Annotated in this window: 4 protein-coding genes; 3 read left to right on the top strand and 1 reads right to left on the bottom strand. The window is 73.1% G+C overall.

Going from position 1 to position 15751, the window contains the following annotated elements; all coding sequences use genetic code 11:
- Nucleotides 1–4 precede the first annotated feature (4 nt).
- Nucleotides 5–2911, bottom strand: coding sequence for a helix-turn-helix transcriptional regulator (locus ACIQ87_RS32840; RefSeq protein WP_402413994.1), 2907 nt, complete (start codon nucleotides 2909–2911; stop codon nucleotides 5–7).
- A 608-nt stretch (nucleotides 2912–3519) separates the two neighbouring features.
- Here ACIQ87_RS32840 and ACIQ87_RS32835 point away from each other — a divergent pair.
- The 3 genes from ACIQ87_RS32835 to ACIQ87_RS32825 all read left to right on the top strand — a co-directional run.
- Complete coding sequence (locus tag ACIQ87_RS32835) at nucleotides 3520–8979, top strand: SDR family NAD(P)-dependent oxidoreductase (RefSeq protein WP_402413992.1); 5460 nt, start codon at nucleotides 3520–3522, stop codon at nucleotides 8977–8979.
- The gene (locus ACIQ87_RS32830) at nucleotides 8979–13730 is read left to right on the top strand and encodes a type I polyketide synthase (protein ID WP_402413989.1); all 4752 of its coding nucleotides are present in this window, start codon (nucleotides 8979–8981) and stop codon (nucleotides 13728–13730) included. The genes ACIQ87_RS32835 and ACIQ87_RS32830 overlap by 1 nt, the downstream gene beginning before the upstream one ends.
- 72 nt (nucleotides 13731–13802) lie before the next feature.
- Nucleotides 13803–15751: type I polyketide synthase (locus tag ACIQ87_RS32825; protein WP_402413986.1), on the top strand; the 1949-nt coding region annotated here is incomplete at its 3' end.

Genomic DNA, 15751 nt, shown 5'->3' with positions numbered 1-15751 from the left:
GGCCTTACAGCGCCAACCGGCGCCAGAGCACCGGGAGTTCCTTGGTGGCCACGGCGCGCTGGCGAGGGCGGTGATTGGTGGCCGACTGGTGCTCGGGCAGCGCGGTGATCTGTCGTTCCAGGAGCTTGGACGGCAGTTCGGTGCGGCTGGCGACGTTCAACTTCCGGTACACGCGGGTGAGGTGCTGTTCGACCGTGCTGACCGTCACATGGATGCGGCCGCTGATCTCACGGTTGGTGTATCCGAGCGCGGCCAGGACGGCGACCCGGCTCTCCGCGTCGCTGAGCAGCGAGGCGAGGTCGGCAATCGGGGTGGCTGCGGGGCCGGCGGCAGGCGAGGGGGTGGCAGGGGAGTCGGCGGGCACCGGTTCGTTCTGCGGCATCCCGCCGTCCGCCGCCGCCTGCGGCTCACCGTCGCCGGCCTCCTGGGCGGCTTGACGCTCCATCAGGCGGGCTCTGGCGTAGTCGCCCAGCTCGTAGTAGGTGGCGGACAGGTCGGCGAAGGCCAGCGCGAGTTCCAGCCGGTCGCCGCAGGCCTGCAGCAGGTCGATCGACTCGCGCAGCAGCGCGGTGCGATGCCGCGGCTGGCTGGTGCCGGCCAGTACCCGCAGGGCGATCGCCCGCGAGCGGGTGCCCAGTGGGTGGCGCTGCCCGGCCTGCTCCTCCGCCAGCTCCTTGGCGACCCGGGTGTTGCCGATCCGCAGGTTGGCCTGGGCGAGGTCGGTGCGCCAGGGGACCATCGGCTGCAGGGAGGGGCTGCGGTCGCGCATCAGGTGCCCGCAGGTCTCGAAGTCGTTCAGCGCCGCGAACGGCCGGTCGGTGGACAGGTAGTGGTGTCCCCGGGCGCGCAGGTACTGCACGCCGAAGCTGGTGTTGAACATGCTGTCCGGCACCTTGCGCCGCAGCAGCTGCGCCGCGGTCTCGTGCCGGCCCATGGCCGTGTTGGCGGAGATCGCCGTCGACAGCGGCAGGCCGATCAGGACACCCCAGGCCTGGGAGTGCAGCAGTTCGAGCGCCTCGGTGGCCTTGGCCTCCGCGGTGCCCGGATCACCCTGCAGCAGGGCGATCTCGGCTCGGATGCCGAGCAGCAGCGCCTGCCAGGTGGTCCACCCGCGCCGCACCGAGTCGCTCAGCAGCGCCTCGCAGACCTCGATCGCGGTCTGGACCTGGCCGGTGAAGGCGATGACCAGCAGAGAGACGACCGTCAGTTCCAGTTTCAGGTCGCTGACCTGGTCGCTGTACAGGGCCTCGGTCAGCTGCGCCACCGACGCGGCGCTGACGCTTCCACCGACCAGCAGGGCCACCGTGGCCCACAGGGTGTTCACCTTGCCCGTGGTGGCCTGTTCCAGGGTGGCCATCTTGGCGAGGTCACTGCGGTGGCTGACCTGGGGCACGCCGAAGAAGCAGTGCCGGACGAACTCCACCTCGGCCAGCACGTGGGCGTCGCCCGGGGCGAGCGAGGCGGCCAACGCGGTCACGGCCTCGTCGGCGAGGCCGGTCTCGCCCTGCCAGAGCATGTGCCGCACCACGGTGGCCGCGTCCCGCGCTTCCAGGTCATCGCCCAGCACGCGCCGGTGGAGCGGATTGAGGTGCGGGGTCACGGCGGCAGGGTTCACCCGCCACTCCGCCCGCGCCAGCGCGGTGGAGAGGGCGTGCCGTTCGTGCTCGTCCGCGGACTCGCGCAGGGCCAGGCGCAGGTAGCCGGTGGACCGTTCGACGTCGTCCGCGGCCAGCGCCTGCTCGGAGGCCAGCCGCAGCACCGACAAGCCCCAGGGCTCGTCGACCCGGCCCGCGGCCATCAGGTGGTGGGTCACCACGGGTGCGGGCGCCCCGTCCAGATAGAGCAGTCGGGCGACCCTGCCGTGCAGCTGCGAGCGCTCGCGGGGATCGAGGTCGCTCAACACCGCGTTGGCGGCGGCGGGCAGGCGGAAGCGGTAGCCGTCGAGCAGGCCGGTGGAGCTCAGCACGTCGACCACGACCTGCACCGCGTCAGGGCCGGCCGACAGCAGCAGCGCGGCGGTCCGGGCGTTGGCGTGGTCGCCGAGCGCGGCCAGCGCCCTGGCGACGGAGAGGTGTCTGGGCTCGCCTCGGTAGAGGAAGGCCAGCACCGCGTGCCGGTAGGCGATGCTCGGCACGGGCTCACCGAGTTCGGTGCCGAACTGGGTGCCGTCGTCCAGGAGGGCGTGCATCAGCATGGGGTTTCCGCCGGTCACCTGGTGGTAGGTGGCGCTGATCTCGGCGGGCACCGACCGGTTGGCCTGGGCGGCGAGCATCCGGGCCACGCCCTGCTCGGACAGTGGCGCCAGCCGGACCCGGTGGTGTGGTTGGCGGCTGAGGCCGTCGTGGATGAGCGGGTTCGGCAGCGCGCACTGCTCCCAGCCGGCACAGAGCACCGTGATCCGCTTGTTCCTGATCCGCCGCAGGAGGTACAGCAGGGTCTGAAGGGACTGGGTGTCCAGGAGGTGGGCGTCGTCGATGACGATGGCCAGGGGACGTTCCCTGGCTAACTCCAAGATCGGTGCGGACACGGCTTGGAGAAGGGCTTCCGGGGCGTATTGTGTGCCGCCGTGGTCCGGTCGACCCGATGCCGTTCGGTATCCGGCACCTGACGCTGAGTTGACTTCGATGTCAGGCTGTAAGGAGCCTTCCAGGACATCCGTCGGGAGCTCGCCGCTGTGCAGGAGTTCCCGGATGGCGCTCATCGGCTGGGCCCGCTTCTGAGGGGAGCCGAGGGTGGTCAGCAGCCCGGCGCCGGTCTTGCCCACGGCGTTTGCGAACTCGTGGAGCAGCTTGGTCTTTCCGACCCCCGGGCCGCCGGTGACGATGACGAGCTGCCCCGCTCCGGCGACGCACTCGGCGAACGCGTCGCGTAAGGTCTCAAGTTCTCGATGGCGCTCGAATAGGCGCACCATGACCTCCCCCGTAATGGCCTCCCCCGTGGCCATTGTTCTTGAATTGAATCCGCGAAAGACTTTACCGGGGACGCCCACCCTTATGGGTCCCCTTGGGTAATATCTTTGCTGTGTGACGACAATTGCTGGAAACGCGGAAGTGAAATCTTCCCTACAGCAGAAAGTCGCCTGCTGCCATCATTGGAATTGCCTGCCCCGTCGGCGTGGGCGGCATGGATGGCACTGTTGTCTCGGACTGGTCCAGACCTCCCGGGGTCGGGCGGGCTTGCCCGGATGCTCCGGGTCGATCGTGGACTTGTGGCTGCTCAGGGGAACACTTCCCCTTCCCCAGAGTCGACTTGACGTTATGTTTGGTACACCAGTGTTGTCAACATCGGTCTCGCCGGCTGGTCGGCGGCGGGCGATCCGCGCAGGTCCGCTGGTGGTGGCCGCCATGTCGGCGGGCCAATCGGCGCGGCAATCGACATGCTTCGGAAAGTGGGGGCCGGTTCGCTCCAGGGGGCAGTAGGGGGTGACCCCGACACCCCCTGATCCCTAGCCTCCCAAAGGCGGGGACATGGACCGACGAGCCGGGATCCCGCGTTTCCGAAGGCATCGATCCCGATCGGATGACTGCGTTGGCGAACAACGAGGACCGACTGCTCGACTATCTCAGGCGAACCACTTCGGATCTGCGCGAGACGCGGCGCAGGCTGCGCGAGTCGGAGTACCGCGCGCACGAGCCGATCGCGATCGTGGGGATGGCCTGCCGGTATCCCGGCGGGGTCGCCACGCCCGAGCAACTGTGGGACCTGGTGGCCGCCGGTGCCGACGCGGTGTCGGACTTCCCGGCCGACCGGGGCTGGGACGTCGAGTCACTGTACGACCCCGACCCCGCGCGGGCGGGCAAGACCTACGCCCGGACCGGGGCCTTCCTGCACGACGCCGCCGACTTCGACCCGGACTTCTTCGGCATCTCGCCGCGCGAGGCGCTGGCGATGGATCCGCAGCAGCGGCTGCTCCTGGAGACCTCCCACGAGGCCTTCGAGGACGCCGGCATCGTCCCCACGGCGCTGCGCGGCTCTCGTACCGGCGTCTTCGTCGGCGTCATGTACAACGACTACGCGACCCGGCTGCTCTCGGTTCCGGACGACCTCGACGGCTATCTGGCCAACGGCAGTGCCGCCAGCGTGGCCTCGGGCCGGGTGGCCTACACCTTCGGCCTGGAAGGGCCCGCCGTCACCGTCGACACGGCCTGCTCGTCCTCGCTGGTGGCACTGCACTGGGCGGTCAAGGCGCTGCAGTCGGGCGAGTGCACGCTGGCGCTGGCGGGCGGGGTGACCGTGATGTCCACCCCCGAGACCTTCGTCGACTTCAGCCGGCAGCGCGGCCTGGCCCCCGACGGCCGCTGCAAGGCCTTCGCCGAGGGTGCCGACGGCACCGGCTGGGGCGAGGGCGCGGGCATGCTGCTGGTCGAGCGGCTCTCCGACGCCCAGCGGCTCGGCCACCGGGTGCTGGCCGTGGTCAAGGGCACCGCGATCAACTCCGACGGAGCCAGCAGCAGGCTCACCGCACCCAACGGCCCCTCCCAGCAGCGGGTGATCAAGCAGGCGTTGGCGAGCGCCGGCGTCTCCCCGGCGGACGTCGACGTGGTCGAGGCGCACGGCACCGGTACCGCGCTGGGCGACCCGATCGAGGCCCAGGCCCTGCTCGCGGCCTACGGCCAGGACCGGCCCGAGGGCCGGCCGCTGTGGCTCGGCTCGATCAAGTCCAACCTCGGGCACACCCAGGCCGCCGCGGGCGTGGCCGGGGTGATCAAGATGGTGCAGGCGATGCGGCACGGCGAACTGCCCAAGACCCTGCACGTGGACCGCCCCTCCACCCAGGTGGACTGGACGGCGGGCGAGGTCCGGCTGCTGACCGAGGCCCAGGAGTGGCCCGAGAGCGGACGGCCCCGGCGAGCGGCGGTCTCCTCGTTCGGGATCAGCGGCACCAACGCGCATGTGGTCCTCGAACAGGCTCCGGCGCTCGAACCGCAGACCGAGGCGGACAGCGAGCCGCAGGCCGGGGCGCAGGACGAGGCGGAGACCGCGAAGAGCCAGGCGCAGAGCGCCGACGCCCCGGCGGTGACCCCCGCACCGCGACTGGACGCCGTCCCGTGGCTCCTGTCGGCGCGCACCCCCGAGGCGCTTGCCGAGCAGAAGGGCCGGCTACACGCCTGGGTCGAGGCCCGCCCCGAGCTGGACCCGGCCGAGGTGGCCTTCTCGCTGGCCTGCACCCGCTCCTCCTGGGAGCACCGTGCGGTGGCCGTCGGCGGCTCCACCGAGGAGCTGCTGGCAGCCCTGGTCCTGGCTGCGGGCACCGCGGTCGGTAACGGGAAACTGGCGTTCCTCTTCACTGGGCAGGGCTCCCAGCGCCTTGGCATGGGGCGGGAGCTGTACCGGGCGTTCCCGGTCTTCGCGGCCGCCTTCGACGAGGTATCCGCCTTGCTGGACCCGGAGCTGGAGATCCCGCTTGCCCGGGTGATCGAGGCGGAGCCGCAGCTGCTGAACCGCACCGACTACGCCCAGGCGGCGATCTTCGCCGTCGAGGTGGCACTCTTCAGACTCGTGGAGTCGCTGGGCGTGTGCCCCGACTACCTGGTCGGCCACTCGGTCGGCGAGCTGGCCGCCGCGCACGTCTCCGGCGTGCTGTCGCTGGAGGGCGCGGCCGCCATGGTGCTGGCGCGCGGCGGCCTGATGAGCCGGCTGCCCGCGGGTGGCGCGATGGTGGCGATCCGGGCCACTGAGGCCGAGGTGCTGCCGCTGCTCTGCGAGCGGGTGGGCCTGGCCGCGGTCAACGGGCCGCGCTCGGTGGTGGTCTCGGGCGAGGAGGAGGCGGTGCTGGCGCTCGCCGCCCGGTTCGGGAAGAGCACCCGCCTGACCGTCTCGCACGCCTTCCACTCCCCGCTGATGGAGCCGATGCAGGCCGAGTTCGCCCTCGTCGCCAAGGCGCAGTCCTACGGCGCGCCGGGCATCCCGATCGTCTCCACGCTGACCGGCGCCCTGGCCGGCGCGGAGGAGCTCGGCTCGCCGGACTACTGGGTCGACCACGTCCGCCGACCCGTGCGGTTCGAGCCGGCGCTGCGCGCGCTTGCGGCCCTGGGCGTGCGCAGGCTCCTGGAACTGGGACCGGACGCGGTGCTGACCGCTATGGCGCAGGACTGCCTCGACGGTGACGTGGCGGCCGCCGCGACGATGCGCCGGGACTCGGCCGAGACGAGGGAGCTGCTGGGCGGCCTGGGGCGGTTGCACGCCGACGGCGTGCCGGTCGACTGGGCCGCACTCTTCGAAGGCCGTCGCCCGAACCGGGTCGACCTGCCGCTCTACCCGTTCCAGCGCACCAGGCTCTGGCTGGAGGCCACCGCCGCCGGCGGCGACCCGAGCGGCCTCGGTCAGCTCCCCGTCGAGCACCCGCTGCTGGCCGCGGCGACCGAACTGCCCGATTCGGGCGGGCTGGTGCTGACCGGGCGGCTCTCCCGCTCAGCCCAGCCCTGGCTGGCCGACCACGCCGTGCACGGCACGGTGCTGCTGCCCGGTACGGCCCTGGTGGAGCTGGCGATCCAGGCCGGCGACCGGGTCGGCTGCGCCCTGCTGGAGGAGTTGACGCTCCAGGCGCCGCTGACCTTGCCGGAGCAGGGCGCGGTGGCGGTGCAGGTCGCGGTCGGCGCCGAGGACGCCGGGCGGCGCACGGTCGCGGTGTACTCCCGGCCCGCGGACGCGCCGGACGCTCCGTGGAGCCAGAACGCCGGCGGACTGCTCACCAGCGCCGCTGAGGAGCCGCAGTTCGACCTACGGGTCTGGCCGCCCGAAGGGGCCGAACCCGTTGAGCTGGGCGAGCTCTATTCCAGGCTCATCGGGGTCGGCTACGGCTACGGCGAGGTGTTCCAGGGACTGCGCGCGGCGTGGCGGCGCGGCGAGGACCTGTTCGCCGAGGCCGCCCTGCCCGACCGTGCCCGGGCCACGGCCGCCGCCTTCGGTCTGCACCCGGCGCTGTTGGACGCGGCCCTGCACGTCAACCTGATCGACCTGGGGGACGGCCAGGCGGTGCTGCCGTTCAGCTGGGGCGGGGTCTCCCTGCACGCCGGCGGGGCCGGTGAGTTGCGGCTGCACGTCGCCAAGGCCGGCCAGGACGCGGTCTCGCTGGCGGTCGCGGACGGCACCGGCGCGCCGGTGGCCACCGTTCGCACGCTGGTGGCCCGCCCGGTCTCGGCGGGGCAACTGGCCGCCGGCCCGGGGGAGTCGCTCTTCCGCCTGGAGCAGGTTCCGCTCGACCCCGCCACGGCCGAAGCCCTGCCCGCGGACGTCGTGGTCTGCGGCCCCGACGACCTCGCTCTCGGCGTGCCGGTCCACCCGGACCTGGCGTCGATCGAGGCAGCGCCGAGCCTGATCGTCCTGCCGGCGGCCACGGTCGCCGGTGAGGTGCCCGCCGCGGTGCACGGGAGTGTCGGCGAGACCTTCGCCGTCCTCGGGGCCTTCCTCGCCGACCGGCGCTTCGACCACTCCCGGCTGGCGGTGGTGATCCGGGCCGGTGAGCTCGCCCACGCGCCGCTGGCCGGACTGGTGCGGGCCGCCGAGTCGGAGAACCCCGGTCGCTTCCTGCTGGTGGACAGCGACGGCACTGCGGGCCTGGCCGCCGCGCTGGCCTGCGGCGAGCCCGAGGTCGTGGTGCGCGAGGGGGAGCTGTCGGTGCCCAGGCTCGCCAGGGCGAATCCGGCGCAACCGCCGGAGTTCGACCCCGAGGCGTACGTGCTGATCACCGGCGGCCTCGGCGGCCTGGGGCAGCTGATCGCCCGTCACCTCGCGGGCTCCCACGGCGTCCGGCGGCTGCTGCTGACGAGTCGGCGTGGCGCGGACACCCCCGGCGCGGCCGAGCTGAGGGCCGAGCTCGAAGGGCTCGGCGCCGAGGTCGCGCTGGCGAGCTGCGACGCGGCCGACCGCGGCCAACTCGCGGAGCTGCTGGGCCGCTACCAGGTCGGCGCCGTGGTGCACTCGGCCGGCGTGGTCGACAACGGGATGCTCGCCGCGCTCAGCCCCGAGCAGGTCGAGCGGGTGCTGCGGCCCAAGGTGGACGCCGCCTGGAACCTGCACGAACTCACGCAGGACCGCGAGCTCAGCGCCTTCGTGCTGTTCTCCTCCACCGCCGGCCTGCTGGTCGGTGGCGGCCAGTCCAACTACGCGGCCGCCAATGCCTTCCTGGACGGCCTCGCGGCCCACCGCAGGGCCGTCGGGCTGCCCGCCGTCTCGATGGCCTGGGGCCTGTGGTCCGAGGTCGGCGGCCTGGCCGACCAGGTGGACGCCGCCGATCTGGAGCGGATGCACCGGATGGGCCTGCCACCGCTGCCCGCCGCCCAGGGCCTGGAGCTGTTCGACGCCGCCCTGGCCGCCGAGGACGCCCTCGTGGTGCCGATGCGACTGGACGTCGCCGCGGTGCGGGCCAGGACCGACGGCGTCCCGACGCTGCTGCGCGGACTGGTCCGCGGCGCCTCGCGCCGCGCCGCCGGCGCCGCGGGCACCTCCCGCGCCGATGCGCAGAGCGGCTGGCGGGAGCGCCTCGCCCCGCTGCCGGACGCCGATCGCGACCGCCTGCTGCTGGAGTTGGTGCTCACCGGGGTGGCCGCCGTACTCGGCCACACCTCGGCCCAGGCGCTCGACCCGAACAAGGCGTTCCAGGAGATGGGCTTCGACTCGCTGGCGGCGGTCGAACTGCGCAACCTGCTCGGGACGGCCACCGGCCTCTCGCTGCCCGCCACCCTGGTCTTCGACCAGCCGGCACCGGCCGTCCTGACCGCCTACCTCAAGGCCGAACTCGTCCCCGGCCCGGCCGACCAGGCCCGGCTGATGGTCGCCGAGGTCGACCGGCTCGAAGTCGCGCTGACCGCACTGCCGGACCAGGACGGTTCACACGCCCGGATCACCGCGCGCCTCGAAGCGCTGCTGCGGACCTGGCGTGACACCCACAGCGCGGGCGGCGAGGCGCCGGACGACTTCGACACCGCCACCGACGAAGAACTCTTCGCGACGATCGACAACGAATCTGGAGTCCAGTGATGGTAGACCCGGCCAACGTCGACAGGCTCCGCGACTACCTGAAGCGGGCCACCAGCGAGCTGGAGCGCACCCGCCGCCGGGTGCGCGAGCTGGAGGAGCTCAACCGCGAGCCGATCGCGATCATCGGGATGGCCTGCCGCTACCCCGGCGGCATCCGCTCGCCCGAGGACCTCTGGCGGATCGTCAGCGAAGGCGCCGACGTGATCTCCGGCTTCCCGGTGGACCGCGGGTGGGACGTGGAGAACCTCTACGACCCCGAGGTCGGCAAGCCCGGCAAGAGCTACGTGCGCCAGGGCGGCTTCCTGCACGACGCCGCCGAGTGCGACCCCGCGTTCTTCGGCATCAGCCCCAAGGACGCGCCCGGCACCGACCCGCAGCAGCGGATGCTGCTTGAGACCTCCTGGGAGGCATTCGAGCGGGCCGGGATCGACCCGCAGTCGATGAAGGGCACCCGGACCGGCGTCTTCGTCGGCCTGATGCACCACGACTACGTGGGCGGCACCATCTCCGGCAGCATCGTCTCGGGCCGGATCGCCTACACGCTGGGCCTTGAGGGACCCGCGGTCACCATGGACACCGCGTGCTCCGCATCGCTGGTGGCCCTGCACCAGGCGACCCAGTCGCTGCGCCGCGACGAGTGCGAGTTCGCCCTGGTCGGCGGTGCCGCGGTGATGGCCAGCCCCGAGATGTTCATCGAGTTCAGCGAGCGGCGGGCGCTGTCGGCCGACGGACGCTGCAAGTCCTTCTCCGAGGACGCGGACGGCGCCGCCTGGTCGGAGGGCGCGGGTGTGCTGCTGGTGGAGCGGCTCTCGGACGCCCGGCGCAAGGGGCACCGGGTGCTCGCGGTGATCCGGGGCAGCGCGATCAACCAGGACGGCGCCTCCAACGGCCTGACCGCGCCCAGCGGCCCGGCCCAGATCCGGGTGATCCAGTCGGCGCTGGCCGACGCCCAGTTGTCGCCGAACCAGATCGACGTGGTGGAGGCGCACGGCACCGGCACCAAGCTCGGCGACCCGATCGAGGCCCAGGCGGTCATCGCCGCCTACGGGCAGAACCGGCCCGAGGGCCGGCCGATGTGGCTGGGCTCGATCAAGTCCAACATGGGCCACCCGCAGGCCGCCGCCGGCGTGGCGGGCGTGATCAAGATGGTCATGGCGATGCGCCACGGGGTGCTGCCCAAGTCGCTGCACTCCGAGCGCCGCACCTCCGCGGTGGACTGGTCGGCGGGCGACGTCGAGCTGCTGACCGAGGCCCGGACGTGGCAGACCTACGGTCAGCCGCGCCGCGCCGCCGTCTCGGGCTTCGGGATCAGCGGCACCAACGCGCACACCATCCTCGAAGAGGCCCCGGCCGAGGAAGTGGCGGAGCGGGCGCCGCGCGCCGCCCTGCCGGCCGTGCCCTGGGTGCTCTCCGCCAAGACCGCGGAGGCGGTCAAGGACCAGGCGAGCCGGCTGGTCGCCGCGGCCGATGACCTCGATGTGCTGGACGTCGGCTTCTCGCTGGCCACCACCCGCGCCCAGCTCACCCACCGCGCCGCGGTGGTCGGCCACGACCGCGCCGAACTGCTGGAGGGGCTGCGCGCGCTGGCCGAGGGCCGGGAGCTGCCGCAGGTCGCCGCCGGCCCCGGTAAGCTCGCCGTGGTCTTCTCCGGCCAGGGCTCCCAGCGCCCCGGCATGGGGCGCGAACTGATCGAGAGCTTCCCCGGGTTCGCCCGTGCCTTCGACGAGATCTGCGCCGAGTTCGACCAGCACTTGGAGCGGCCGCTGCGTGAGGTGGTGCTGGACACCGAGTCCGAGCTGCTGAACCAGACCGTCTTCACCCAGGCCGGCATCTTCGCCTTCGAGGTCGCGCTCTACCGCCTGCTGGAGTCCTGGGGCATCCGCCCCGACCTGCTCGGCGGGCACTCGATCGGCGAGGTGGTCGCCGCCCATGTCGCCGGTGTGCTCTCGCTGAGCGACGCCGTCACCCTGGTCGCCGCGCGCGGCCGGCTGATGCAGGCGCTGCCCACCGGCGGCGCGATGGTCGCCATCCGGGCCGGCGAGGCCGAGGTCGCCCCGCTGCTCACCGAGGGCGCCGACCTCGCCGCGGTCAACGGCGAGCGCGCGGTGGTCGTCTCGGGCGACGAGGAGGCGGTGCTCGCGGTTGCCGCCCGGTTCGAGAAGACCACCAGGCTGAAGGTCTCGCACGCGTTCCACTCGCACCGGATGGACGACATGCTGGAGTCCTTCCGGGCCGTGCTCGACAAGCTGGAGTTCCACCAGCCGCGGCTGCCGGTCGTCTCCAACCTGACCGGATCGCTCGCCGACGAGCTGACCTCGCCCGACTACTGGGTGCGCCACGTACGCGAGGCCGTCCGGTTCCACGACGGTGTACGCACCCTGGCCGCCGAGGGCGTCACCCGGCTGCTGGAGGTGGGCCCGGACTCGGTGCTCACCGGCATGTCCCAGGACATCGTGGCCGAGGTGGTCGCCACCCAGCGTCGGGACCAGGGCGAGGCCAGGGCGCTGCTGACGGCGCTCGGCCGACTGCACGTCAGCGGCCTGAGCCCGGACTGGTCGGCGCTGTTCACCGGCGCCCGCGTGGTGGACCTGCCGACCTACCCCTTCCGGCGCGACCGGCACTGGGAGAACGCCCCGTCCATCACGGCGGCCACCGCCCCGGGCCGCGGCGGCGACGGAGGCGGCGAGTTCTGGGAGCTGGTCCGGGAGCAGGACGTGGCCGCGGTCGCCGCCACCCTCGGCGTGGACGACCAGGCCCCGGTGGCCGCGCTGATTCCGGCGCTGGCCTCCTGGTACGACCAGCGGCAGGCCAACGCCACGGTGGACGGCTGGCGTTACCGCGTCGGCTGGCGGATGCTGCCCGGCTCCGAGGACCGCGCCGCCGCGTTCCGCTGGCTGGCCGTGGTCTCCGAGGACCTGGCCCAGGACCCGTGGGTCGAGGCCGCGCTGGCCGCGCTGCGCGAGCGCGGCCACCAGGTCGAGCTGCTCGCCGTGCCCACGGCCGCGCAGCAGCGCACCGCCCTGGCCGAACTGCTCGATGGTCACGGTGCGGTGGACGGCGTTCTCTCCCTGCTGGCGCTCGACACCCGGGCCGCCGTGACCGCCGCGCTGATCCAGGCACTCGGCGACGCCGGCATCGAGGCCGGGCTGTGGGCCGTCACCCGGGACGCGATGGCCCACGAGTCCTCGGCTCGTCCGAGCGGATTCAGCCAGGCCGAGGTCTGGGGCCTGGGCCGGGTGGCCGCGCTGGAGCACCCCGAGCGCTGGGGTGGCCTGCTCGACCTGCCCGCCGAGCTCGGCCCGCTCACCCTGGCCCGACTCGCCACCGCGCTCACCGCCTACGGCGACGAGGACCAGCTGGTCCTGCGCGAGTCCGGCCTGTTCGCCCGCCGCCTGGAGCACGCGCCGGTGCGGCCCGGTGCCCCGTGGCAGCCCACCGGCACGGTGCTGGTCACCGGCGCCACCGGCGCGGTCGGTGCCCGGGTGGCGAGCTGGCTGGCCGAGCAGGGTGCGGAGCACCTGCTGCTCACCAGCCGCCGTGGCGAGGCGGCGCCCGGCGCCGCCGAACTGCGGCAGGAGCTGGCCGCGACCGGCACCAAGGTCACCTTCGCCGCCTGCGACGCGGCCGACCGCGAGAGCCTGGCCGCGCTGCTGGCCACCGTCCCGGCCGAGCATCCGCTGACCGCCGTGATCCACCTGGCCGGCGTGCTGGACGACGGCGTGCTGGACGCGCTCACCCCCGAGCGCTTCGCCACGGTGCTGCGGCCCAAGGCGCAGGCCGCCCTGAACCTGCACGAGCTCACCGCGGAGCTGGACCTGTCGGCGTTCATCCTGTTCTCCTCGCTCACCGCCACCGTCGGCGGCGCCGGGCAGGCCAACTACGCGGCCGCCAACGCCTTCCTGGACGCGCTGGCCGAGTACCGGCGCGGCGAGGGCCTGGCGGCCTCCTCGATCGCCTGGGGACCGTGGGGTGGCGGCGGCATGGCCGACCACGGCGCCGTGCGTGACGCGGGCCGCAACCTCGGCATCTCGGCGATGAACCCCGACCAGGCGCTGACCGCGCTGCGCCGGGCGCTGGAGAGCGGCGAGACCACGCTGACCGTGGCCGACGTGGACTGGACCAGGTTCGCGCCCGCCTTCGGCGCCGCCCGGCCCAGCCCGCTGCTGGCCGACCTGCCCGAGGTCCAGGGACTGGCGGCGGCCGGCGGCGGTGGCAACGCGGTCCCCGACGGCTTCGCCCAGAAGCTGGCCGCCCTGACCGGCGGCGAGCGCAAGCGCGCCCTGGTGGACCTGGTCTGCACCCAGGCCGCCACCGTGCTCGGCTACGGCGCGGCCGGCGGGATCGATCCCAGCACCGCCTTCCGCGACCTCGGCTTCGACTCGCTGACCTCGGTGGACCTGCGCAACCGGCTCAGCACCGCCGCCGGAGTGGCCCTGCCGGCCACGCTGGTCTTCGACTACGCGACGCCCGCCGCGTTGGCCGAGCACCTCGGAACCGAGCTGGGCGAGGGCGAGGACGGCTCCTCGGCCGACCTGCTGCTGGCCGAACTCGACCGGCTGGAGGCCGCGTTCGGCGGGCTGAAGGTCGAGGAGATCGAGCAGGGCCGGTTCACGGCCCGCCTGCAGGCGATGCTCAACGGGCTGACCGAGACCCTGTCCGCGGCCGGCGGCGAGTCGGTCGCAGGGCGGCTGGAGAACGCCTCCGCCGACGACGTCTTCGCCTTCATCGACAACGAGCTCGGCACGGCGTGACGACGTGAGCACGACCGCCGACCCCGCCCCGCACGCCAGGCTGAATCTTCCGCACAGAAGTGGCGACACTCGATGACCAACGATGACAAGCTGCTCGACTATCTCAAGAGGGTCACCGCTGATCTGGCCCAGACCCGGCAGCGGCTGCGCGACGTGGAGACCGAGGAGAAGGAGCCCATCGCCATCGTGGCGATGAGCTGCCGGTTCCCCGGTGGCGTCAGCACTCCCGAGGAGCTCTGGCGGCTGGTCGACGAGGGCACCGATGCCGTCACGGACTTCCCGGACAACCGCGGCTGGGACGGCGCCGCGCTCTACGACCCCGATCCGGACGCGTCCGGCAAGAGCTATGTGCTGCGGGGCGGGTTCCTGCACGACGCCGCCGACTTCGAGCCGGACTTCTTCGGCATCTCGCCGCGCGAGGCGCTGCTGATGGACCCCCAGCAGCGGCTGCTCCTCGAGGTGGCCTGGGAGGCGCTGGAACGCGGCGGCATCGCGCCGGACTCGGTACGCGGCGCCCGGATCGGGGTGTTCGCGGGCACCAACGGCCAGGACTACCGCGACGTGCTGGCGAAGCTGCCGAAGGACCCCGAGGCGGCGCTCGGCACCGGCGTGCTGGCGGCGGTGATGGCCGGCCGGATCTCCTACACCCTCGGCACCGAGGGGCCCGCGGTCACCATCGACACCGCGTGCTCCTCGGCGCTGGTCGCGCTGCACCTGGCGGTGCAGGCGCTGCGCCAGCGCGAGTGCACGCTGGCGATGGCCGGCGGTGTCTCGGTGATGTCCACCCCGGGAGCGTTCATCGCCTTCAGCCGTCAGCGCGGGCTCTCCCCGGACGGCCGGTGCAAGTCCTTCGCCGACGGGGCGGACGGCACCGGCTGGGGCGAGGGCGCCGGAATGCTGCTGCTGGAGCGGCTCTCGGACGCCCGGCGCAACGGGCACCAGGTGCTGGCCGTCATCCGTGGCTCCGCGGTGAACCAGGACGGTGCCTCCAACGGGCTGACCGCGCCCAACGGGCCGTCCCAGCAGCGGGTGATCCGTCAGGCGCTGGCGAGCGCGGGGCTGTCGGCCGCCGATGTCGACGTGGTCGAGGCGCACGGTACCGGTACCATGCTGGGCGACCCGATCGAGGCGCAGGCGCTGCTGGCCACCTATGGTCAGGGCCGCTCGGCGGATCGGCCGTTGTGGTTGGGGTCGGTCAAGTCGAACATCGGTCACACCCAGGCGGCGGCCGGTGTGGCCGGGGTGATCAAGATGGTGCAGGCGATGCGCCACGGTGTGCTGCCCAAGACCCTGCACGTGGACGAGCCCTCCGGCAAGGTGGACTGGTCGGCGGGCGAGGTCCGGTTGCTGACCGAGGCCCGGGCCTGGCCCGAGGTCGAGCGGCCGCGCCGGGCCGGGATCTCCTCCTTCGGCGCGAGCGGCACCAACGCGCACACCATCATCGAGCAGGCCCCCCTGGAGGAGGCCGCCGAGCGCGAGCCGGGCAGTGCGCCCTCGACCATCCCGTGGCTGCTCTCCGGGCGCACCCCCGAGGCCCTGCGCGAGCAGGCGCGGCGGCTGGCCGCTGTGGCGGACACGCTGGACCCGGTGGACGCCGGCTTCTCGCTGGCCACCACCAGGACCGCCCAGCAGTACCGGGCCGTGGTGCTCGGCCGGGACCGCGAACAACTGCGCGGCGGCCTGAACGCGCTGGCCGAGGGTGCGCCAGGGGTGCTCCAGGGTCGTACCGTCAAGGGGCTGACGGCCTTCCTGTTCACCGGCCAGGGCTCGCAACGCCCGGGTATGGGCCGGGAGTTGTACCAGGAGTTCGAGACGTTCCGGCAGGTCTTCGACGAGGTCTGCACTCACTTCGACGGCGGCCTCAAGGACCTGGTCTTCGGTGCCGACGCCGAGCCGCTGGACCAGACCGCCGTCGCCCAGTCCGCCCTCTTCGCTTTCGAGGTGGCGCTGTTCCGGTTGTTGGAGTCCTGGGGTGTGGTGCCGGACTTCCTGGCGGGGCATTCGATCGGTGAGGTGGCGGC

This window comes from Kitasatospora sp. NPDC096204 (assembly GCF_044763205.1).
In the GTDB taxonomy this organism is placed as follows: domain Bacteria; phylum Actinomycetota; class Actinomycetes; order Streptomycetales; family Streptomycetaceae; genus Kitasatospora.
This window is presented reverse-complemented; position numbering and strand designations above follow the sequence as displayed.

Coding starts and splice junctions, on each gene's coding strand:
- ACIQ87_RS32840 (WP_402413994.1), bottom strand. CDS start 2,911: ATGGTGCGCCTATTCGAGCGCCATCGAGAACTTGAGACCTTACGCGAC.
- ACIQ87_RS32830 (WP_402413989.1), top strand. CDS start 8,979: ATGGTAGACCCGGCCAACGTCGACAGGCTCCGCGACTACCTGAAGCGG.
- ACIQ87_RS32835 (WP_402413992.1), top strand. CDS start 3,520: ATGACTGCGTTGGCGAACAACGAGGACCGACTGCTCGACTATCTCAGG.